Origin of the sequence: Weissella paramesenteroides (genome assembly GCF_051903945.1) — a bacterium.
Lineage (GTDB): Bacteria > Bacillota > Bacilli > Lactobacillales > Lactobacillaceae > Weissella > Weissella paramesenteroides_A.
In genome coordinates this window covers 401,486-425,768 of sequence record NZ_CP192268.1, presented here as the reverse complement: position 1 = coordinate 425,768, position 24,283 = coordinate 401,486, and the positions used below count along the sequence as shown (strand labels likewise).

The 24,283-nt window shown below is 38.6% G+C and carries 19 protein-coding genes; 3 read left to right on the top strand and 16 right to left on the bottom strand.

Going from position 1 to position 24,283, the window contains the following annotated elements; translation table 11 throughout:
- Window positions 1-337 precede the first annotated feature (337 nt).
- The 6 genes from ACQ4QH_RS01960 to ACQ4QH_RS01935 form a co-directional block, all read right to left on the bottom strand.
- Complete coding sequence (locus tag ACQ4QH_RS01960; protein WP_439819104.1) at window positions 338-2,050, bottom strand: proline--tRNA ligase; 1,713 nt, start codon at window positions 2,048-2,050, stop codon at window positions 338-340.
- A gap of 120 nt (window positions 2,051-2,170) precedes the next feature.
- The gene (gene rseP / locus ACQ4QH_RS01955) at window positions 2,171-3,427 is read right to left on the bottom strand and encodes an RIP metalloprotease RseP (protein WP_439819103.1); all 1,257 of its coding nucleotides are present in this window, start codon (window positions 3,425-3,427) and stop codon (window positions 2,171-2,173) included.
- 134 nt (window positions 3,428-3,561) lie between these two features.
- On the bottom strand, window positions 3,562-4,350 hold the full coding sequence (locus tag ACQ4QH_RS01950; RefSeq protein WP_439819102.1) for a phosphatidate cytidylyltransferase: 789 nt from the start codon (window positions 4,348-4,350) through the stop codon (window positions 3,562-3,564).
- Window positions 4,351-4,361: 11 nt separating this feature from the next.
- Window positions 4,362-5,153, bottom strand: a complete 792-nt coding sequence (locus ACQ4QH_RS01945; protein WP_439819101.1) for an isoprenyl transferase — start codon at window positions 5,151-5,153, stop codon at window positions 4,362-4,364.
- Window positions 5,154-5,257: 104 nt separating this feature from the next.
- Window positions 5,258-6,109 carry a Cof-type HAD-IIB family hydrolase gene (locus ACQ4QH_RS01940; RefSeq protein WP_439819100.1) on the bottom strand — a complete coding sequence of 284 codons (852 nt, stop codon included), beginning with the start codon at window positions 6,107-6,109 and terminating at the stop codon, window positions 5,258-5,260.
- Window positions 6,106-6,531, bottom strand: coding sequence for a GtrA family protein (locus tag ACQ4QH_RS01935; protein ID WP_439819099.1), 426 nt, complete (start codon window positions 6,529-6,531; stop codon window positions 6,106-6,108). Before ACQ4QH_RS01935 ends, ACQ4QH_RS01940 begins: the two co-directional genes overlap by 4 nt.
- A gap of 137 nt (window positions 6,532-6,668) precedes the next feature.
- Between ACQ4QH_RS01935 and ACQ4QH_RS01930 the strand changes: the two genes are divergently transcribed.
- The 3 genes from ACQ4QH_RS01930 to ACQ4QH_RS01920 all read left to right on the top strand — a co-directional run bounded on the left by ACQ4QH_RS01930 (window position 6,669) and on the right by ACQ4QH_RS01920 (window position 8,740).
- Window positions 6,669-7,487, top strand: a complete 819-nt coding sequence (locus tag ACQ4QH_RS01930; RefSeq protein ID WP_439819098.1) for a hypothetical protein — start codon at window positions 6,669-6,671, stop codon at window positions 7,485-7,487.
- A gap of 79 nt (window positions 7,488-7,566) precedes the next feature.
- Window positions 7,567-7,842 (top strand): ArsR/SmtB family transcription factor, encoded by a 276-nt coding sequence (locus ACQ4QH_RS01925; RefSeq protein WP_002828613.1) that lies wholly within the window; start codon window positions 7,567-7,569, stop codon window positions 7,840-7,842.
- Window position 7,843: 1 nt separating this feature from the next.
- Window positions 7,844-8,740, top strand: coding sequence for a cation diffusion facilitator family transporter (locus ACQ4QH_RS01920; RefSeq protein ID WP_439819097.1), 897 nt, complete (start codon window positions 7,844-7,846; stop codon window positions 8,738-8,740).
- Between the two features lie 59 nt (window positions 8,741-8,799).
- Here the strand turns inward: ACQ4QH_RS01920 and ACQ4QH_RS01915 are convergent, their stop codons facing one another.
- From ACQ4QH_RS01915 to ACQ4QH_RS01870, 10 genes are all read right to left on the bottom strand, one after another.
- A complete protein-coding gene (locus tag ACQ4QH_RS01915; RefSeq protein WP_436586634.1) occupies window positions 8,800-9,336 on the bottom strand; it encodes a phosphoribosyltransferase in 537 nt (178 codons plus the stop codon).
- A 2-nt stretch (window positions 9,337-9,338) separates the two neighbouring features.
- A complete protein-coding gene (locus ACQ4QH_RS01910) occupies window positions 9,339-10,631 on the bottom strand; it encodes an adenylosuccinate synthase (protein WP_439819096.1) in 1,293 nt (430 codons plus the stop codon).
- 226 nt (window positions 10,632-10,857) lie between these two features.
- Window positions 10,858-13,428 carry a cation-translocating P-type ATPase gene (locus ACQ4QH_RS01905; RefSeq protein WP_439819095.1) on the bottom strand — a complete coding sequence of 857 codons (2,571 nt, stop codon included), beginning with the start codon at window positions 13,426-13,428 and terminating at the stop codon, window positions 10,858-10,860.
- A 190-nt stretch (window positions 13,429-13,618) separates the two neighbouring features.
- Complete coding sequence (locus ACQ4QH_RS01900) at window positions 13,619-15,349, bottom strand: septation ring formation regulator EzrA (protein ID WP_439819094.1); 1,731 nt, start codon at window positions 15,347-15,349, stop codon at window positions 13,619-13,621.
- A 274-nt stretch (window positions 15,350-15,623) separates the two neighbouring features.
- Window positions 15,624-16,235, bottom strand: coding sequence for a 30S ribosomal protein S4 (gene rpsD / locus ACQ4QH_RS01895; RefSeq protein WP_439819093.1), 612 nt, complete (start codon window positions 16,233-16,235; stop codon window positions 15,624-15,626).
- A 255-nt stretch (window positions 16,236-16,490) separates the two neighbouring features.
- Entirely contained in the window at window positions 16,491-17,195 is a 705-nt protein-coding gene (locus tag ACQ4QH_RS01890) for a GntR family transcriptional regulator (RefSeq protein WP_140837133.1), read from the bottom strand.
- Window positions 17,196-17,200: 5 nt separating this feature from the next.
- Complete coding sequence (nagA, locus tag ACQ4QH_RS01885) at window positions 17,201-18,376, bottom strand: N-acetylglucosamine-6-phosphate deacetylase (RefSeq protein ID WP_439819092.1); 1,176 nt, start codon at window positions 18,374-18,376, stop codon at window positions 17,201-17,203.
- A gap of 281 nt (window positions 18,377-18,657) precedes the next feature.
- Window positions 18,658-20,640 carry an ATP-binding cassette domain-containing protein gene (locus ACQ4QH_RS01880; RefSeq protein WP_439819091.1) on the bottom strand — a complete coding sequence of 661 codons (1,983 nt, stop codon included), beginning with the start codon at window positions 20,638-20,640 and terminating at the stop codon, window positions 18,658-18,660.
- 208 nt (window positions 20,641-20,848) lie between these two features.
- Window positions 20,849-21,655 carry an HAD-IIB family hydrolase gene (locus ACQ4QH_RS01875; protein WP_439819090.1) on the bottom strand — a complete coding sequence of 269 codons (807 nt, stop codon included), beginning with the start codon at window positions 21,653-21,655 and terminating at the stop codon, window positions 20,849-20,851.
- Window positions 21,656-21,678: 23 nt separating this feature from the next.
- Window positions 21,679-24,210 carry a M1 family metallopeptidase gene (locus tag ACQ4QH_RS01870; protein WP_439819089.1) on the bottom strand — a complete coding sequence of 844 codons (2,532 nt, stop codon included), beginning with the start codon at window positions 24,208-24,210 and terminating at the stop codon, window positions 21,679-21,681.
- Window positions 24,211-24,283 lie beyond the last annotated feature (73 nt).

Below are 24,283 nucleotides of genomic sequence, written 5' to 3'. Positions count from 1 at the left end.
TGCTATTATACATTGTTCGTGAGTCATGAAAATATCAAATCGATTAATTGATTTTTAAACACAAAAAAGAGGAAGCAATGGGCAATTGCTTCCTCTCAATAATGATGAATAACTCAAAGTGCTATGTCATCATTGATAATAGATGTGGATGGGCTTCCCTATCTATTATTAACGGTATACTCACATATACCAATTTAAGGAGTAGTTGCAGGAACGGGCATTCCTGCTAGGTTATGAGTAATCATTATGGGTATCGACAGGATATCTCTGTATCCCTCATCGATGGTTATACTATAAAGCTAAAATCTTAAAACAAGAATAAACGGACAAATAATATTTAATTTTTATTGCCATCCAAGAAGACTTGAAGCGTTGAGACGAGTTCATCTGCTCGAACTTCAATTGCTTCATCAGCTTGACGTAACTTAACTTCAACAATACCATCGCTAGCTTTTTTACCAACGGTTACACGAACTGGCAAACCAATTAAATCTGAATCAGCAAATTTAACACCTGGACGCTCATTACGATCATCCACTAAAACTTCATAGCCGGCTGCCACTAAGCTTTCATTCAAATCATCCGTTAATTTAGCTTGAACCTCATCCTTGTACTTAATCGGAACCAAATGAACATCCCATGGCGCAACGGTTGCTGGCCATGATAGTCCGTGTTCATCAGCATTTTGCTCGGCAATAGCTGCCAAAAGGCGTGAAACGCCAATCCCATAAGACCCCATGATAACGTCTGCTTGACGTCCATTCGCATCTAGAACTTGCGCACCCATTGATTTAGAATAACGCGTTCCCAACTTAAAGATATGACCGACTTCAATACCCTTTGTAAATTGCAAATGGCCCTTATTATCAATAGCAGGATCACCTTCTCGTGCAATACGGACGTCAGCGACTTCATCAATACGGAAATCACGATCAACATTAGCATTTAAGTAATGGAAGCCTGCTTCATTACCGCCAACGACGATATTCGCCATATCTGTTACCCACTCATCAGCGATAATTTTTACTTCTTCACCAACACCAACCGGACCCAATGAACCAAATGGTGCGCCTAAATATTGTTGCGCTTCTTCTTCAGTTGCTAGACGCAATTCATCGGCGTGCAAATAATTTTGTACTTTGACTTCATTAACTTCATAATCACCACGTACCAAGATCATAACAGGCTCACCATCAGCCATCATGAATAATGTCTTAACTAATTGATCCGCTGAAGTTTGCAGATAATCTGCCAATTCAGCAATTGTGGCGACTTCAGGTGTTGCAATTTTTTGTAAATCAGCCAAGGGTGCATGTGACTTATTGGGTGTGTAAAGATCTTTAGCCATTTCGAGGTTTGCCGCATACTCAGACTCATCTGAATAGGCAATCGTATCTTCACCGGCTGCAGCTGGTGCAGAGAATTCCTTAGAATCTGAGCCACCCATTGCACCAGCATCACCTACGATAACGCGATAGTCTAACCCAACGCGATTGAAAATATTAACATAGGCTGTTTCCATCTTCTTGTAGGCATCATCCAAGCCAGCTTCGTCAATTGAAAATGAATAAGCATCCTTCATAATAAATTCACGGCCACGAAGAACACCAAAACGGGGGCGATCTTCATCACGTAACTTTGTTTGAATTTGATAAAGGGTCAGTGGCAACCGCTTATATGATTTAATATCATCACGAATCAACGTTGTCATCGTTTCTTCATGCGTTGGACCAAGAATCATATCACGCCCATGACGGTTCTTTAATTTAAACAAATTTGGTCCATAAGTTTCATAACGTCCTGATTCTTCCCACAATTCTGCTGGTAAAAGAACTGGTGCTGTCATTTCAATAGCATCAATTTTTTCCATTTCCTCGCGAATAATTGCATTTATCTTATTTAGTACACGTTGTGCTAATGGCAAGTATGCGTAGACACCCGCAGTTACCTGGCGAACATATCCTGCACGTAACATCATTTGATGGGAAATTACTTCCGCATCAGCTGGTGTTTCACGCAACGTTGGAATAAAAACCTTTGATTGTTTCATGACTTATACCCATTCCTAATCTTTGCACCAACTCGTGCATTAAAATTCTTTTTCTATCTTACCACATTTGTTTACTCGAAACTGACAACACAGACATTTTAAATGCTTCTTCCAAGTATCCTATTTCACGAAATAACGTAAAATATCGTTACCAGTTACCGCAACCATTAAAATAACGAGGAGCACAACGCCGACCATCGTTACTGCTAACTCTGCTTTTTCAGGCACCGGTCGTCGAATAACCGCTTCCACAGCATTTAATAACAATTTACCACCATCTAAACCTGGTATCGGGATTAAATTCATCATTCCCAAATTTACGGACAACCAAGCCATAAATGATACGATTGCTAAAATACCCATGCTACTTACTTCTGACGTATTTTTATAGATAGCCACTGGCCCACCTAGTTTATTAAGTGAAAAGCCTTGCACAAGGTTTTTAATTGCTCGGAAAATCTGTGTCATCGATTGAGCAGTTGCTTGGAACCCATACCGCAATCGAGCACCTAATGCCGTCGTTTGTTTAGAAGTGACACCAATCTGACCAATCATCATGCCACCATTCTTAATCCCCTTAGGTGTCAATGTTGTGTGTTTTATTTGACCATGGCGTTCAAAAGTTAATGCAACCTTTTTATTTGGTAATGTCTGAATAGTATTCTGCATGCTTTGCCATGAACTAACCTTTTTACCATTTATTTCAGTAATTGTATCATTATGCTTCAAGCCGACCATAGCAGCTGGTGAATCTTTCGCAACTTGATCCACCGTTGTCGTAGACACGCCAGGCAAAGTAAATGCCAAACCAATAAATAAGATAAGTGTCAGCAAAAAATTGTTCATTGGTCCCGCAAAGTTAATTAATGCTCGTTGCCACAATTTCGCTGACTCTATATGTGTATCCCTTGGTGCCACTAATACCATCGTACCATCTGCCTCAATTATTTCAGCATCATGATCAACAGGTAAATGAACCAATCCTTCTTCATTCGGCCAGTATCCTTCAATAAACATATCATCCACTAAGTCAATTTGATTAACTGTAATTGTACGGCCACCAACCAGTTCTTCTTGTTCTGATAAATTAATTCGTGTCACGACACCATTAGTTAGAACAACTGTGATTGGCATCCCAGGTTGAACAGGTTCTTCTTCAGTATCGGCACGACCAGCCATCCGCACATAACCACCAACTGGCAGAATACGCCAGGTGTAAGTTGTACCATTGCGCTGTGTTTGCAATAACTTTGGCCCCATGCCAATTGCAAACTCCCGAACACGTACACCAGATTTTTTTGCAAAGTAAAAGTGCCCAAATTCGTGCACAATCACGATAACCCCAAATACAATAATAAATGTAATAATTGCTGTCATTCCTTATCTCCATCCCAGTCTAAGTAGGGTTAGTATACAATAAAATATAGTACGAACAAAAGTGCTTTGAAATAAATGTAAGCTAGCAAAAAAAGGGCGACGTTCACCATCAGCCCTTTTTAATCATTAATTTATTAAAAAACACCAAGCAGGTACATAATTGGTAAGACAATTAGCATTGAATCAAAACGATCTAAAATACCACCATGACCCGGCAATACTGACCCCGAATCTTTAACATGGTAAAAACGCTTCAATGCAGATTCTATCAAATCTCCAAACTGACCAGCAACTGAAAGAATAATGCTGATCACAAGCATAATCCACCAACTATATGTTTGTGGGAAGAAATAGGTATAAACTGCCGCTGCAATAACCGCAATGACACTACCACCAATTGACCCTTCCCAAGTTTTATTTGGTGAGATCGGCGTCAACTTATGTTTACCAATTTTTCTACCAACTAGATAAGCACCTGAATCAGTAATCCAAACAATTAAGAAAGCATACATTAAAGTATCTAGTCCTGTCGTACGTGCTGTAACCATCATGCTGAATCCTAAACCAACGTACATCATTGTTAGTGTAAACACACCAGCATCTTCAAAATTAAACTTGTTACGTGCGACTACTGTATGTAACAACATCAAAATAACAAATATATATAGCAAAGAAGAACGCTGCAGTGTTACTGGCAAGTCAAGGTTATGCCAAATATCTGTTGGTAATGTCATAATTAGCGCACCTAACATTGTTAATATGGCACCAAAGTCAACCAACAATGTTCGACGCATCAAGACAACTTCTGATGCAGCAACAACGGCAAGTACTGATGCAGCAATCTGAATCCAAATCCCACCTGCAATTAAAATGGGTATAAAAATTGCCAATGCTACCACTGCCGTAATTACCCGTGTTTTCATTATTTTATCTCCTATTTTTTATCACTCTTATTTTCTGATAAGCCACCAAATCGTCGATGACGTGACTGATATGTTTTAATCGCACGTTTCAAAACATTTGCGGTAAATTCAGGCCAGTGCTCATCCACAAAAACAAATTCTGAATACGCAATTTGCCAAAGTAAAAAGTTTGACAATCGCTCTTCACCACTGGTACGAATCAACAGATCTGGATCAGCATACTCATTCAATGATGCTGTCATCATAGATTGAGTTAGCATATTCTCATCAATATCTTCTGGTTTAATTTCGCCATTTAATACTCTTTGGGCAATTTGCTGCACACCAGATACAATTTCAGCTCGTCCACCATAATTAAGGGCAAAATTTAATACCATACCAGTATTATTAGCTGTTTGTGCGATTGCATTTTGAACAGCTTTTTGTGTGTAAGCAGGTAATTGATCAACATAACCAATTACATTGACCCGAATATTATTTGCGATCAGATCGGGTACAAAGGTATCAAAAAACTTGCCCGGCAATTTCATTAAAAAGCCAACTTCTGTTTCTGGGCGTTTCCAATTTTCAGTTGAAAAAGCATACAAGGTTAAAACTTTAACACCTAAATCACTGGCGGCCTTAGTAATATCCTTAACGACTTCCATGCCACGCTGATGCCCAGCAACTCGTGGTAGATTCTGTCCCTTGGCCCAGCGTCCGTTACCATCCATGATAATCGCGATATGTTGTGGTATCTGCTGATTATCAAGTTCTATAGCTTGTTTATCAGCACGTTCTTCACGTCGGTCATTAAAAAACACGATTTCTCCTCCGAGATCCTAACAAATAATCACTATGAAAACTGACACGCTTCATAACCCTATATATTATAACAGTTTGACACATGATATTTGATTATTAGTCATTATTTATCAAAAATTTTGCTAGCATTATCATCAAATGCACCGGCTAATAAAGCCTCAATAGTATCTAAGACACCATTATGATTGTTATCATTAACAGCAAGATTATCAATCCGCACCTTCATAAAATCTTCTGCGTTAGGCATGACAAAAGGATATTTAACGTATCGTAACATCTCTAAATCATTTCCGTTATCACCAAAGGCCGCCATTTCTTCTGGCTTAATGCCCCAAATATCACCTAATTCTTCAAGACCCGTTCGCTTATTGACCCCTGGCGCAAGAATGTCCACCGTTCCAAAGCCTGATCCTGTTGTATGTAATTCTTCACCAAATTCTGCCCGTAGCTGTTGAATATGTTGATGAACATCGATTCCCTGCTCCCACACAAATGTGAAACGGAAAATATTATCCTCAATGTCCTTAAATTTCTCCACTTGGTAAACCACTGGATAAAATTGCTTCACCATACCGATAATTTCAGGTGTCGCATGATTAGACACATATGCACCATTATGACCCGACAAAACAATTAAATTTTCCATTCCTGGATTAACACTGTTATTCCAAGCAATCACACGATCAATCTGCTGACGGGTAATCGTTGATTCAGCAATCACCTCATCATGATCCATCACTAAAGCGCCATTATCTGAAACATAGGTTACGCGATCTGGATTAACTGGATTGAAGTATGAACGTAATTTTTTATATTGATTGCCACTTGCAGCGACAAAACGAATACCCTTAGCATCCAATTCATCTAATAAATCTTCCATGCGGGCATAATCGAATGTCCGATCATCACGCAATAATGTACCATCCATATCAGTTGCAATTAATTTAATCGTCATTTTTCAATTTTCTCCTTCAATCTAAATATCATTAATTTACTCAATACATAATTAGAAACAATCACAAATATATTTTGGATAATATTCCAAATCATATCATTTTGGTTTAGGACGTGCACACCAAACAATAGAATTAAATATCCTATTACACCTGTTGCCAGTCGTGCAAAGAAAAATTTAACCATTTCGAGTAAAATATTAGCAAGGCCTGTCGTTTGACTATCAAACACCCATTTACGGTTCGTTAGATAAGCAAACAAAACACTCAATATCCAAGCAAGGATATAGGCAATATTTATCGATAAATGAGACCAACGTGCCCCCGTATATACCACAATGTTGACTAAAGTTGTCAGTCCACCAAATATCAAATACATAATTTGCATTCGATATTTCCTTACGATCTCAATTACTGCACGCATTTCGTTACTCCATTCTAATCAATTTACAAAATAACACTCAAAACATTATACCAAAATCACCCGTAAGCGGGTTAGTTTGCTACAATTATATAAATAGTTCTTACAAATATAACTTAAATATTTAGGAAGGCATGATTATGAATCCTGAAACTCATGATAATGTATCTCGTTTAAATCGACATAAAGAAAATCAAACAACTAATCAACCAATTAGTCGTCAATCACGATTAAATCAGAAATTAAAACAGACAGATATTCAATGGCTTGCTTTAATTATTGGTGCCATCGCCCAAAATATTATTTGGTGGGTATATCCCCTAATTTATTCAAAAAACCTAGCTGGCGGTCAATGGCAGCATAACCCCTTGTTAATTTCGTATAGCATTATTATCGCCATTGCGATATTCTTGACATTTAACCGTGGCTTTTCACGCTGGATCAATTATGTTGTTATTTTATTTCCTTTATTGTTTTTATACTTCTTATATAAACAATTTACTGGTCAACAGGTTATGTTATTAGCCCTACTACCGATTGCGCTACTATTAATAAATATTCCATGGCTAAATTTGCAAAATGTACTTGGCCTAATCTTATATTCAGGTATTGCAACTATCGTCATGCCCGTTGTCATTTTTTACCAACAGAACACGTATCTGACACAACCATTTATTATTAGCTTACTACCATTATTTTTCAGTTACTTATACTTTATGAGTAGTGTATTTGTAACTGAGGGACGTAATAAACGACTAACTTCACTCGTTTTTGGTGTTATTTTGTTATTAAACGTCTTAACTTTACCCTGGAATTTTTGGACAATTCTAACGATGATTATCATCATATTTACTTGGATGGTCTTGATTAATTTCAATTTAAAACAACGTTACCGTATGGTATTCTTTACTGTTTTGCAAGCGATGACAACTATGGTTATTTTTTTACAACAACACTAATCTTAAAAAGAACCGAAATTATATCTTATTTCAGTTCTTTTTTCTTTCAAAAAACATATTAACGTTTTATAATATATTTATGGATGAAAAATTATCAGAGTTTTTTAAGCTATTTTCAAATGTTTTACGACTAAAAATTTTAAAGATTTTGGCTGATCATGAACAAAATGTTTCAGACCTAGTCACAGCTACGGGCTATTCGCAATCAAACATTTCTCAACAATTGAAGATGTTAAAGCAAGCCGATATTGTTAGCTCCCATAAGCACGGCAAACAAGTATTTTATGTGCTAAAGGATGACCATATCCGGTCTATTATTGCACTAGCTACAACACACTTGGAGGAAAAATTATAATATGCATAATCATCACGAGCATGCAACCGTTCCAAAAAGGCAATTACCTTACTTAACTGGCATTATTCTAAATACTGCTTTTATCATTGCTGAAATGATTTTTGCACATTATGCGCATTCAACAGCACTGTTTGCGGATGCCCTACACAGCATTAGCGACGTTGCCTCTTTAATTTTGGCTTGGGCTGCCGTCGTTGTTTTTGGGCTACGAGCGACAACAACGCATACCTACGGTTGGCATAATGCAACCATTTTAGCTAGTTTTATCAATGCGCTCTTCTTACTAGTTGCTGTGTTTGTTATTTGGTATGAAGCAATTGTTAAATTACTAAATGGTGGTGCTGAACCAGCTGGAAATTTAATTATGATCGTATCGGCTTTCGGAATCGCCGTTAACTTTCTAGCAGCAAAATTCTTTGCAATGGCTGGCGACCATAAGTCAGATATAAACGCCAAGGGGGCCTATGTTCATTTAATGGCCGATGCTGGTGTTTCACTCGGTGTGGTTATTGCTGGTTTACTAACGATGCTAACAAAATGGTATTGGTTAGATCCAGCAGTTTCAATTATCATTGGTATCGTTATTATTGTGTCTTCGTGGGATATTTTTAAACAGTCTATTTTACTAATTTTTAATGGCGTACCAGAAAATATCGACGAAGAAACCGTCAAAAATGCAATTCTTGATAATCCAGAAGTTATTAGTTTACATGATTTGCATATCTGGGGAATTTCTACAACAGAAACTGCATTAACTGTTCATCTTGTCGTAAAAGATCCTAGTGATATGTTACTACTCTCTCAACTTGGTCACATGCTACAAGATGAGATGCATATTCAACATACAACAATTCAATTGGAACGTAATTTACCTGATGAACCATGTAATGATATTTAAATTTATAAGGCTATAAAAAAATCGAAATTGGTTAATATAACCAATTTCGATTTTTTTATTTATTCAGATAATTCTAGAACAGCTACATAAGGCAAGCCACGATAATATTCATTATAGTCCATACCATATCCGACAAGAAATTCATCAGGCACATGTGCCCCAATAAAATCTGGTGTAATACCACCTGCCGAAGCAGAATGCCGTTTATCTGTTGCAACAGCAACATATACCTTCTTAGCACCACGTGCTTCAAAATCGGCCTTTAAATAGCGTAACGTTAATCCTGAGTCAACCACTTCATCTAAAATCACAACTGTCCGATCTGAAAGGTCAACTTTCAAATCTCTTTGAATCGTAATATGGCCGGTTGATTGGTCACCAACGTAACTAGATACATCAATGTAATCAAGCTCAATTTCTCGATTCATGGCACGCATTAAATCGGCCATCCACATATATGCACCCTTCATCACACCTATAAATACTGGGCGTTCAACATCAACTAGTACTTCATTGATTTCATCTGCAACACGTGTGACCATTTGATTGATCTCATCAACAGATAAAACGGTTCGTGCTAATCTCATTTCAGACATGCTTACTCCTTATTCCAAATATCAAATAGGATAATGGTTTGTTCATTTGATGGTCCCACTGCAAATGTGTATAGCGGTACACCAATTAATTCTTCAACACGCTTCAAGTAATTTTCAGCATTAGCTGGCAACTCATCACGTGACTTAATGCCAGTAATGTCTTCTGACCAACCTGGTAATTCCTCATATACCGGCGTAACCCGTTGTACATCTTTTAAGCTAGCTGGATAGTGCGTAATTCGTTGACCATCTAACTCATAAGCCACTGCAAGTTTCACTGTCTCTAGTCCTGACAAAACATCCAAACTGTTTAATGATAGGTGCGTAAAGCCACCAATACGAGCTGAATGACGTAATACAACCGTATCTAACCAGCCAATACGGCGTGGTCGCTTTGTCACAACACCATATTCATGACCAATCTCACGAATACGATCACCTACTTCATCAAATAGCTCTGTTGGAAACGGACCATCCCCCACTCGAGAAGTATAGGCTTTCGCAACACCAACAACGCGTGTAACCTTTGTTGGCCCAACACCGGCACCAATCGTTGCCCCACCACCAACAGGCGATGAAGAAGTCACATATGGATAAGTTCCTTGATCAATATCCAACATTGCACCTTGAGCACCTTCAAATAATACTCGCTTGTTGTCATCCAAATACTCATTGATCAATACTGTTGTATCAACAATATATGGCTTTAATTTTTGACCATAGGCGACGTATTCAGTCACTAATTCTTCCAAATCAAATGGTGCATGATCATAAATCTTTTCAAGTACTTCATTTTTTTCAGCCAGAACATTAGCTAAGCGTTCACGTAAAATTTCTTCATCTAGTAGATCAACAACTCGGATACCCACACGCGCTGCCTTATCCATGTATGTTGGTCCAATGCCACGACCAGTTGTACCAATCTTACCATCACCCTTCTTAGCATCAGCTAACTGATCAATCAGCATGTGATATGGGAAGATAACATGCGCGCGATCTGAGATACGAAGATTTTCGGTTGTTACCCCTTTTTCTTGGATTTCATGTAATTCAGCTAACAGTGCCTTCGGATTAACAACGCATCCATTTCCAATCACTGCTAATCGATTGGGATTAAAAATACCAGATGGTACTGAAGATAACTCAAATTTTTTTCCATCCACATAAATAGTATGACCAGCATTGTTACCACCTTGATAACGCACGACCATATCAGAGTCTTGTGAAATAAAATTTGTTATTTTACCTTTCCCTTCGTCTCCCCATTGACTACCAACAACTACAATCCCTGCCATAATGGCCTCCTATTTTAAAATTCGTTAAACACGAACAATCTAAACAATTTCAACACCTAGTTAATTTTAGCAACAAACGTTATCCGTTTCAACGTTCTTTCGATAAAAGTTCGACTTTTAATCGTTTAAAGTTGATTATATCTGGATACTAACAATTAAAAAGCTAATTTTTCGCTTTATGCCGAATAAAAAAAGCACAAGACACGAACGTCTTGCACCTAATCATCTATTTATTAGATTTAATTGCTTTATGGATTTCCCAATAAATATTCGGAACTAACGCTAATCCAATGGTAATTAGCCATTCCCAACCATTTAATGGCACAAAACTAAATAGCGTTTGTGTAACTGGCAGAATAACCAAAAGTACTGATAATGCAGTAGCTAAAATCGCCATTAGTACCAGCATTGGATTCATACTAAATTTGATTTTAAACATTGAATGGTCACTACGAATATTAAAAACATGCAAAATTGAAGTTAATGACAAAACAATAAATGCCATCGTATTACCTGCTTGTGGATTGCCAGTGTGTATACCATATCCTTGAGCCAGCAAACTCACGATTGAAAACAGCACCACATTGATGACAATTTTCCCAGCTAACCCATTTGCAAAAATACTATCTTTGGGACTAATGGGTTTACGGTTCATCACATTATCATGAACCGGCTCACGACTAAGGGCAAAGCCAGGCAATCCGTCAGCAACTAAGTTAATGAATAGCAGTTGTGTGGCAATCAGCGGTGATCCCCATCCAAATAACATAGCAGCAATAATAATAACAATTTCCGACATGTTAGCACTCATCAAAAAGTTAACTGTTTTACGAACATTACCGTAAATACCACGGCCTGTTTCAACCGCATGTACAATTGTCGCGAAGTTATCATCAGTAAGAACGATTGCTGCTGCTTCACGAGCGACGTCAGTTCCAGTCTCACCCATCGCTATCCCCACATCGGCTCGACGTAAGGCTGGTGCGTCATTCACACCATCACCAGTCATGGCAACAACATCACCTCGCTTCTGCCATGACTTGACGATGCGAATCTTGTCTTCTGGTGTAACACGAGCATAAACAGCATACTGAGTAATATGTTTATCAAGTTCTTCATCAGACATCTTATGTAATTCTGCACCTGAGAGGGCTAAATCGCCATCACCTAAAATACCGATTTCACGAGCAATTGCACTGGCAGTGACCACATGGTCTCCTGTAATCATTACTGGTTTAATACCTGCAGCCCGAGCCTCGGCAACTGCGGCTGCCGACTCTGGTCTCGGTGGATCAATAATTCCAACCAGCCCTAGTAGTGTCATGTCCTTTTCTAATTCATCTTCTGTTGGTTCAGCAGAGATATCAGATAATTTAACGACACCAACCGCAATAACTCGTAAGGCATTTGAACCAAATTGTTCATTCATTTTTTCTGCTTTTGCATGACTATCTGTTGGAAACTTAGGTAACAAGACATCAAAAGCACCTTTTGTAACCGCTAAATAGCCGTCATCAATGCTGTGAACTGTGGTCATTCGTTTTCTAGTTGAATTAAAGGGGATTTCAAAGACTTTTGGAAAGTTGCTTTGTAATGCTTCATATTCAGAATACTCACCTAAAGCATTAACCATGGCAACTTCTGTTGGTAAACCTGTTACTTCATCGTTATTTTGCGTGACATTCGTTGATAATGCACCAAACTTTAAAACATCTGGTAGCCGATGTTTTAATTCATCATCGCTAAATACCTGATTATTTTGTGCATCCCAAACTTTACGAACCGTCATTTTATTTTGTGTTAATGTACCAGTCTTATCAGAGGCGATTACTGTGGCTGATCCTAGCGTCTCAACAGCTGGTAGGCGACGTACAATGGCATGTCTTTTGGCCATCTTTTGCACACCTAAAGCCAAAGTAATCGTCACGATAATCATCAAAGTCTCTGGTACAACTGCAACAGCCAATGACACTGCAGTCATAAACAACGTCAGTAATGGTTCACCCGCCGCAATACCTAGCCCGATAACGACTAAGGCTGATAAGATTGCAATGACGCTCAATCGCTTGCCCAGTTGTGCTAATCTAATTTGTAGTGGTGTTTGTTCACGTTCCTCATTACCTAATAATCCTGCAATCTTCCCCATTTCCGTCTGCATACCCACGGCGGTAACAACTCCTGTTCCACGACCGTTTACGACAGCTGTACCACGATATACCCGATCTAAACGGTCTCCTAACGGATCGTCTTCTGAGGAAATTTCTGACTCATCTTTTTCAATGGCATCACTTTCACCAGTCAACGCTGATTCTTCGACTCTTAATTCATTTGTTTCAATCAATTTTGCATCAGCAGCAATTTGTTTACCATTCTCAAGTACCAAGATATCACCCACAACAATATCGGTAATAGGCACTGTAGTTACTTGATTATGACGTTTAACCATTGCTTCAGCATGCTCCAATCCCTTTAAAGAATTTAGCGCTGCTTCTGCACGACCTTCTTGATAAATTGATAGCACTGAATTAATAATCACAATTGCAATAATTAAGACACTCTCAAAATAATGACCATTATTTTGCATGATTGATGTTATCAGCGAAATAATTGCAGCAATAATCAAAATAATTGTGGCAACATCGCTCAAACTACGTTTAATTTTCTTACCTAGTGATTCCTTTGGCGCTTCATCAAACTCGTTTTTCCCATACTTATCTCTTGCTTGCTGCACTTGAGCATCTGTTAATCCTGCTGGAATAGTTGTTGGTGCATGATCTCTTCTTAATTCTTCTTTCATATGACTCTCCTTTTGCAATGCGAAAAAATTTATATCCCTTGTCTAAATTTTAACAAACTTTTGCTTATTTGTAAATTTTTAGGCAAAATCGTAACTTTTCCGTACTGTAAAAATTGGAGAGATAAGTATTTGGGACAGAAAAAAGTTGGCACATTTTCTTCTGTCCCAACTTCTCATTGCATTTGTTATTCTATTGTTCAGCAAATTCTGCTTGTAGCGTCGCTTGCTCTTGGCGATATTGATTAACAATTCGTTCTGTTAACCCCGGCTCCATCTGATCGAGCATCACACCAAGCGTCTGCATAGCTTGCTCGTAGTCGTAACCCGTCTCATAATAATACCGTGCCTGTTGTGTTGCCTGAGCTACAGCTGGATTATCGCGATACAGCAAAGCTTTACGAACAAGGCGTTCCGTTACCGTTGCTGCCTCAATTAAACTATCTGTTCGTTCCTGCAATGTATCCAAATCGGCAGTCACAATACTCAATTGACGTAACACATCATCAACGTTTACTCGTGACATATCAATTTGCTGTTTAACACGTTCCAACTCATCACTTACTGAGTAAAAGATTGATAAGTAGGTTTCTGGTAAACCGGGTAGTCCTTGACGTTCAAACGATCGTTGTATCAAGCGTAATTTATCTGACAATAAAGTCACACGCTTTTTCGACTGTTCTAATTGCCCTGGCAATTCTTGATACATTTGCCAACGTGCAACTTGTTCACGTTCAATACGCTCCAGATCTTTTCGAATATCAACCTGTTCACTGATCAAGTTAGAGAATACAGCATCATGACGCGCAATTTTATGCTTTAATTCTTCAAAATTAACCGTGTTATTTGATAATTGAATTTCCCAACTACGTATCTGTCCAACCTCATCTTTAGAAAAAACAAAGTCTTGATTCAAACGGTCTAGACGTGCATATAACTCATGATTTTGACGTTTATTATGCGCTAAGAACCCTGTCAAATTTTCATTGTTTTCCCAAACAGTTTGCGCAGCCTTAGCCTCTTTATCAAACGTTTCATACAAGATTTCCGTTTGACCTTCCATCCGCGTAATTTCTTCTGAAACCTTTTTTAAAGTTAATTCCTTCAATAACTCTAAAGCTTCTTCTAACTCTTTGCGAATGTTGGCTAGTTCCTTATCAATATTCGTTTCAAATTTAAATCCTTCAGCAGACATTTTATCATATGCATCTTGCAATTCTGATAATTGACCAGGAATTGTATCATGCAATTTGTTGAAGATATCAGGTATTTGTTCAATTCGTTGTTCTAATTGATTAGTTTCCATCCCCAAGGTTTCGTAAATACCTGCAGCTGTTGCGTGATCCCCAGTTTCAGTTAAACGGGCAAATTCTGCGAAATCATCTTCAAGGGAACCAAGTATTTCTTCCAACTTATCAATTGCTGGTCCAAATGCAAAATTCTGCGACAATAACACTTTTCTTAGCTCTTGATATTTGCTTTCCAAATCCTTCACTGCCTGCTTATGAGCAGCATCTAATTGTTCTAAGTCGCTTAGACCTTGGTTTACCACATCAATGATTGCTTCTGCATCACGAATTTGTTGTTGTAAACTTTTCATGCCTTGGGCAGTCTTTAGAAAGTTTAACCCTTGAGAATCAAATAACACGGTATTTGCTTTCAAATCAATATTATTAAATTCACTTGTTTCCAAATGATTGTACTTTGCTTCCAACAATTGAAATTGCTTCAAAGATTGTCCCGTCAAGCTCAACTGGCGACCTTTAACTAACCGATCGCGCATTGGAATCTCAGCCAACTGGGCTTTCTTTTGAATTAATTTATTAACTTTTCGCGCAGTCAACCGTTGAGAGACAAAGATAATCAAATAAATGGCTGCTACAACAATAATCAAGCCAATTACAACATGTCCAATCTGTGTCATACTCTTTTATCTGGTGAACAATAATCACCATACTCCTAACTATCGGGAATTCTAATAAGATTAGCGTACCACGTGAACTCCATTACATGTTAATTTTTAACATTTGTTTAGACTTTATTTGTCGTTCTTTAACATTTTTTAACTTATTCTCTCATTTTTTCAAAAAGATAAATAATATGAATCTGCTTTGGATTATCTGAAAATAGCAAAAAAGCCAAGGCAATTGCCTTGGCTTTTTTCATTGTGTACCCACAATCCAATATTATGATAAAAATTATCCAATACGGTTGTAGTACTCAACGATAAGGGCTTCATTGTATTCGTGATCCAATTCAGCACGCTCTGGTTCGCGAACCAAAGTTCCCTTTAATGTATCTTTATCAAATTCAACGAATGGTAGTGTTCCAGCTTGTGCTTCCACAGCAGCTTGGATGTAAACATTCTTTTGTGACTTCTCACGAACTGAGATTTCTTGTCCAACAGCAACTTCGTATGAAGGAATATCCACACGCTTACCATCAACTAAGATGTGACCGTGGTTAACAAGTTGACGTGCTTGTTGACGCGTTGAGGCCAAACCTAGACGGTAAACAATGTTATCCAAACGACGCTCTAGCAATGACATGAAGTTGTCACCGTGAGTACCCTTACGAATCTTACCTGCCTTCAAGAACAAGTTGTGGAATTGACGCTCAGTCATACCATAAGTAAAACGTACCTTTTGCTTTTCAGCTAATTGGATACCATAATCTGATGGCTTTGAGCGACGGCCGGCACCGTGATCACCAGGTGCATAATTACGGCGAGCAAGTTCCTTACCAGTACCTGATAATGAAACACCAAGACGACGTGACAAACGGTACTTAGGACCAGTATAACGTGACATATTTAAATGTCCTCCAGAATTTTTTATTTTGTTGAATTCTAGAGAGTTGCCTCACATTCGTGCAATTCACCCAAACTTTCACCGCTGCAGCGCGGTTACTGGTGTGTTCTCCGCCATATTTGAAACGGGTCGGTAAATTGTTGACGAGCTTGCGGACAACCCGCTGCAGTTTTCAACACTTCAAGTATTCTATCAAAATATTAGCTAATAAACAAGCATTAAATAATAATTACGGTCAACCAAGCTATAATAGCATCATGATTTTTCCATATAAAATTCAAATCTTGAACCAACATATTGGGTCTGCACATATTCAAAGGGCACCCCTTTTGCATCATAGGTAATTTGCCGTAAGACTAAAACAGGATCACCGCGTTTGATAGCCAGGTATTCTGAGACTCTTTCCTTAACTGCTGCTGCCGTCACGGTTTGTTGTGCACGACCGATTTTCAAGCCACGTTCTTCAGCAAGTGTTCGATACAATGAATCAGTCAAAGCACTTCTTGATAGTCCTTCAATGAGTGACTCAGGAATTGCCGCAACTTCAAAAGCAATTGGCTCATCATCACCGTAACGAACACGCTCCATTCTGAGTACACGTGCGTCTGGTGCTAATTGTAATTGTTCCTGTTCTGAATTAGTCGCCCGACCCGCATGAAAGCTAATCGTCTTAGACGTGGCTTTTTTCCCTGCATCTGCCATCAAGTCCGTGAACGATGTAATACCATTCAAATGTTCCTGGACCTTTTGCTCAGATACAAATGTTCCTGAGCCCACACGTCGTTCTAGAACTCCTTCATCTACTAATAACATAATAGCTTGACGTAACGTCATGCGAGAAACACCAAACTGCTCAGCTAATTCACGTTCTGCTGGGATTCTATCTCCAGGTACCCACCGACCTGCGTCTATTGCTTCACGAATTTCATCATGAATTTGAATATATACCGGAGAACCCATATTTTTTACTCCTTTGTTTCAACACCGTCTTGCTTTGAAAAACGACGGCCCATGCTATAAGTTGCTTGTAATTCAGTTAAATCAGCATTAAAGACATTTAAATCGGCATCTTTTCCAACAGTTAAAGTACCTTTTGTTTTTAAGCCAAATTCAATTGCTTGATTCACCGAAGCCATTTGAATTGCCTCGTGAATGCTAGCACCTGTAAATGCCATCACATTTCGGAAAGCATCATCAAATTCTAAGACAGATCCTGCTAAAGTACCGTCTTCTAAGCGGGCTTGCTTGTCCTTCACCCAAACTTTTTGGCCGCCTAATTCAGATTCACCATCACCAAGACCTTTAGCACGCATTGAATCTGTGATCAAGTCAATGCGCTGGGCTGACTTTAATTTATATGCCAAATTTACCATATCTGGATAGACATGGAAACCATCGACAATCAATTCTGTACGAATATGATCTTCCAGCATCGCATGACCTGTTACACCAGGCTCACGATGTGCCATTGGTCGCTGTGCATTATACAAATGAGTAATATGACTTGCCTTGGAATGATTCTGCAAGAATTCACGTGTCGCATTTGAATGCCCGATCGAACCAATAATATTATTATCAGCCAGATAATCCTCAAATGCCACAACATCTTCAGCTTGTTCTGGCGCATAAGTAATCAAGCGCACACGATTTCCAGATAGTTCATGCCACTTCTGGACGAGTTCCTTACTAGGCGCAATAATGTATTGCTCTGGTTGAGCACCCTTAAAATGGGGATTAATGAATGGTCCTTCAAGATGAACACCCATAATTGCCGGTTCTTTTTTAGCTGCTTCGTTGACAGCTACCATTGCTTTTGAGATGTTTTCAACTGATTGCGTCATGGTTGTAGGAAATACGGATGTAATTCCTTCAGAAATTTGGCCGTGGACCATTTTAATAATGTCCGTTGTCTCTCCATCCATTGTATCAAAGCCATAGGCACCATGTGTATGAACATCAATGAATCCTGGCACAATGACTTGACGATCAGCACGAATCAACTCATCTGCTGAAGTTGACACTAATTCTGACATTGGTCCCATGTCTTCAATTTGATTGTCAAATCGAATGTAAGCATCCTTTATCACTGGTCGTTCAGCTTCTCCAGTATAAATTGTTGCATGCGTTAAAACTTTACTCATGATATATTCCTCTTATTCCTTCAATGACGCAAGCGGATATCAACCGTCTGAAATTCACTTCTAATTGACTTCAAGTTTACACGGTCTAGACCGATTTTTCTAGTCAGATATGTATCCCTAAATAAAAAGAAAGGATTTCAAAAGTTGTGTTGAAGCCGGTGTGTAACGCGTTTACGCTATAAAATTTTCACGCTGATAATTAATACATTTTTAGCAAAAAAAGATTGGAACATTTTCTTCTGTCCCAATCTCTTATCACATTAATATGTTTTAATTTTTTACTAATCTGCTGCCAAAGCATCAATTGGATTTAGCTTAGCTGCGCGACGTGCTGGCAATAATGCTGCCAAGAACGAAATAATGAGCGCTAACACTAAGGTAGTTACGACATTACCAAATGAAATTTGAATCATATCGAACTTTGCAATCTTATATAATGCTGCATTCAAGATTGCACCAATACCATAAGCGAAGATAACCGACAAAACGAAACTTGCTAACCCAATTAGCAATGATTCTGAAGTGAATAAACGACGAATGTCTTTCTTACTCTCACCTAACGCACGCAAAATTCCAATTTCTTTTGTACGCTCTGAAACTGACATAAACATAGTGACAATAATCATCAAAGCCGAAACAATCAATGAGATTGCGGCAATTGCGGCCAAGACATCAGTAGCTAATGTCACGATTGTATTAATCGTATCCAATATTGAACCAACGGTAACGGCAGAATAAAGGCGCTTGTTATCATCACCCTTTAGCTTAGCAATACGCTTTTGGAATGGTTTAACTGCATCAGCATTTTTAACACTAACTGTTGCCAAAGCCGCATTTGTTGAGGCACCAGCTGCTTTATAAGCATCACGAACAGTCTTGTAATTAACAACATTCTGTGAACCTGCTTGACCAGCATCTACCACACCTGAAATTTTCAAATCCTTAGTAATTGTAACTGGTGTTTGACCATCATCTTTGACCGTCACCCAAGTTACTGTCATGGTTTTACCAACCACTGACTGCCAATTTTTGGTGTCAAACTTCTTAGCAACCGTCTTCTTATCGACAACGATTTCATTTTTACCAGGAATATGGCCTGCCTTAACAACATTTTTCTTGAGTAATGCTGACCACGTTTGCACTGATGTTAACGTGTAGTCTTCATTATTAAGTTTTGCCTTCATACCTGAAATTTGATAACCAGGAACAACTTTTTTAGCACCCTTAACATTCTTAATCTGTTGCAATTGTTTGTTAGAAATTGTTGTTTTATCAAGATCTGCACCTGTGCCTCCGGCTGCAGCAGTTGGATTGCCACCGCTATCTTCATCTTGATAACGCATCACTGCAATTGCCGTCGGATTTGCTAATGAATTGACCTGATCATTAATATAGGCCTTAACCCCATTCCCCAATCCAGAAAACAGCATGACCGCAAATAACCCGATTGCTGTTCCTAACATAATAAGTGAGTTACGCCAAAAACTAAAGGTCAAATGTTTATAGGCATTACGATAAGATGCGCTAGCTGGCAGTGCCCGATCAGTCATGCGATTATCATGTTCAGACACCGCGTAGGCTTCGCGTAGGCGCCGATCGTCATCAATCTGGCCATCAGCTAAATGAACAATGCGAGTACCATGATCAGCAACCTCTTGAGAATGTGTAACAGCAATAACTAAGCGACCCTCAGCAGCAATCTCATCCAAAATGCGTAATACATCAGCCGTATTTTCTGAATCCAACGCACCTGTTGGTTCGTCAGCAATAATGATTTGTGGATCAGATGCTAGAGCACGAGCAATTGCGACACGTTGCTTTTGACCACCAGATAGCTGATTAGGGTGTTTTTTGATTTGTTCAGCCAAGCCCACTCGTTCCAATAAAGAAGTCGCATGCTTAACTTTTTCAGCTTGTGACAATGAAGTCATTTCTAATGACACCATGACATTTTCCAAAACTGTTAAGTGGCTGATCAAGTTATATGATTGATAAATATATCCAATCGTACCCCGACGATATTCATCAAGTTGCTTTTCTTGCTTGTGGTCTAATAGTTGGCCGTCAATGGTGACAGATCCTTCAAATTCACGATCCAATCCACCAATAATGTTCATCAAGGTTGACTTACCACCACCAGATTCACCAAGAATTGAAACAAATTCTCCCAATTCAAAATCTAGATCGATTCCCTTTAAAACAGGGAACTCTTCTTTGCCAAGATAATACGATTTATGTATATCTCGTAACTCTAAGTATGCCATCGATTCTCCTCCAGCCTTTATTTACACTGTGATTTATGGTTCTTAGTGTAACCTGTCTATCAAACGAACGTCAAGGAAGTCATGTTAGTTCTTCACATTATATTAAAATAAAAAACCTGTTTCCAATAACAAATTGAAAACAGATCTTAAGAAATTAAAATTTATTTAACAGTTTAGCCTTTTCATCCCACTATAATTAGATAAATCGCTACATAATTTTTTCAAGTGTCTCCAATACCCCATCGTGATCACTATCATTTGTCACAACATTATAACCACGTCCGAACAAACGATCATCAGAATTTGGCATGATATATACGTTGCCCGCAAGCTGCATCATTTCCAAATCATTCATACCATCCCCAAAAACCGTTAAATCTTCAGGAGCTAAATCGATTTGGTCGATCAACATAGTTAAACTAGTTGCCTTATTGACACCTTCAGCCAAAATATCAACAGTTCCATAGCCAGACGTTGTTGCATGTAGTGGTAATTGATTATCATCAATTAACGCAATGGCTTCCTCTGAATGAATTGGTGGAAAAATTCCTGTCACACTAGTTAACAGCTCTGGAATTTCAGTTAGGTGTGCCACTGTCTCCATATTTGGGTAAACTTGCGCCATGTAATCTTGCATATTTTCAGGTAACTCTTGTAAGCCAGCCAAGTTATACATGTTATCAGCTGAAAAAGCAATGACACCGATTGTCTCAAAGGCATCACTAGTTAAGATATCCTCCAACTTTTTCAAAGCCGATGCGTTAATATTTCGAACATGTAATTGCTCAGATCCTTTAACCCGCCATGTCGCACCATTTCCAGTGACCAAATGCATCCGATCAACTAATTTACCAAACTTATTGCGAACCCAATTTTCGTCACGTCCAGTGGCTATGGCGAACTGATCGCCTCTCTCATCAAGTTGATTCAAAATAGTTGTAAAACGCGCCACGTTAAATTGGCGTTCTGAATTTAAAAATGTTTGGTCTAAATCCGTCACAAATAAGCGTGTCATTCTAGTTCTCCTTTTGCACTATTTTATAGCGATGCGTTAATTGCTTGTTGAACAGCTGTCTTTTCTTCTTCAATCAGTGTCACACGACTTGCAATGACATTAACATCCATTGTAATTTCACGAGTTAAACCTGGTGTCTCTAACTTTGGCTCAAAGAAAACTTTGAATTCTGATAAACGGTCAGCTGTTTTAAAAATTCGAGCGGTTACCGTAATGTAGGTCGTAAACTCCATATCACCACCAACCGTCTTTTCAAGCCAATCCCACTCATTACGAATCCAATCCCAAGCAAGTTGTTGCCCATCTTCGTTTGCAAGTACGCCTTGATACCAGCCACGTAAATCTTGCGGTTTAATGGTTTCACTATCTTCAAAATGATTAACAATTTGTGCCAATAAAGTCTTATCTGATGTCTTTGTAAGTGCTGACATGATATCACGTTGATAACCACCATCTGAAGTTGTGCGATAATCAGCCAACAATTGATCAAACAATCCTTGATTGCCGAAATGTTTTACTTCATTAGCAAGGACAATGGCCCGAATGTCAGCAGGCAACTTAACAAAGTTTGGTTGATTTTCTTGCACTAATGTATGTGCTGATGTAACAGCTTTTTGGTTTTCACCAAACAATGCTGCATCAGCAATAACTGGCCGACTGACTTGATCATCAATCGTTTCAACTGGCTTTTTGTGCCAATCTAGCCGTGCAAATTGTGAGGCTGATAGTTCATTTACTAGTTGCTTAAATGCCTTCTCTTCAGCCGTATCTGGCTTCATAAACTTTTTCAAATTACCAATCACTTGATAAAGTGCCGTGTTAACAACGCCTGACTGACTAGCTGCAAAGTTCCGTAAGATTGGCACAACCACTGCGTATGAGATTTGACGTCCTTCAGCTAATAAGCGCAAATCTTGTAGTAATTGTAATTGGGTAATGGCACTTAAGCTGTCAACATGATTCAAAATATCTTGTAATAACATTGGCTCATAATTAACAATGAAGTGCGCTGTATTATCCACATTCAATCGGAAAGGTGTTCCCGCAACTTGACGTAATTGTTCATAATTACCAAGTTCTAATTGTTGCGTAACCATTAGTTCAGGTAGATTCGTATAGTTACTGTTCAACGGAATTTGCCACTGACGCTTCTGATCGACCCCCTCACCAATAAAGAATTGTTCCTGAGTTAATGTTAATTTACCATTAACCACTTTGACGTTCACCACCGGATATCCTGGTTGTTCCAACCAAGTACTCATCATTGCAGTTAAGTCAATACCTGCCGCTTTACCAAGCGCTGCCCACAAATCAGAACCTTTAGCATTGGCAAATTGATGAGCCTCAAAGTAATCTTTCAAACCACGCCGCAATGCATCATCTCCAATTAGTGAACGCACCATAACTAACATACGGGATCCCTTGGCATAAACGATTGCACCATCGAAAATAGCATCAATTTCTGCTGGCTTTTCAACTTGTACATGAACAGATTGCACGCCATCAGTGGCATCACGTTGCAAGGCAGATGCTGCTTCTGATGTCTGGAAGGTTTCCCAAATATGCCAATCTGGCTGTAATGCATCGATAGCCACATACTCCATCATATTTGCAAAACTCTCATTTAACCACAAATCGTCCCACCATTGCATCGTCACTAAGTCACCAAACCACTGATGTGCTAGCTCATGTGCTATCACGGTCGCAACACGTTGCTTCATTTCAACTGATGCATTTGCCTCATCAATCGTTAAGTAAGCTTCACGGTAAGTAACTAGTCCCCAATTTTCCATTGCACCCGCTGAAAAATCAGGCAGTGCTAATTGCCATGAATGTGGTAATGGATATGGTGTTTGGTAATAGTCTTCGTAAAATTCAATTGAACGTTTTGCAATGTCCAAGGCAAAGTCTAATTCTGATGGTTGATGTGCTTTTGTTGCAAACACCCCAATCTGCACACCACTATTTGTCTTGGTCAACTTACTTTGCATCTCACCAAATGCAAAAGCGACTAGATACGTTGACATTTTAACCGTTTGTGCAAAATAGTGAACCCCATTGTCCACCTTTTCTTCAGGCATATTAGCAATGATTGTTTCATTTTCATGTTCATCATATTTAATAGCCAATGAAAAAGTTGCCTTAGCGGCTGGTTCATCAATACTTGGAAAAGCTTGACGTGCCGCAGTAGTCTCAAATTGCGTACCAATCAATTGCTTTTTTTGACCATCTATCTGATAGTATGAGGGGTAAATCCCCATCATCGTATCTGTTAATGGAGCTGTATAATCGACTACAATAGTTAATTCACCTGGTTCAGGAACAGTAAATGTGAGGGTCTCATCCTCATCATTCGTTGTGGCGATAACCGTTTGACCATCAACGGTGACATTATTTATTGACAAGAATTTTTGATTCAAAATAATTGCCGTTTGTGTTGCAGATCCTTTAATTGTTGTTTTACCCGCAATAACTTTTGTTTCTCGATTAATATCTAAAAAGATATCATAATGAGTTGGTCGAAAAATGTCGACTAAACGCTGTCCTTCTACCATAAATCCATAATCCCCTTTTTATGCATCGCTCAGTATCAAACTGATTGATAAATATTTTATCTGTTTTCATTTT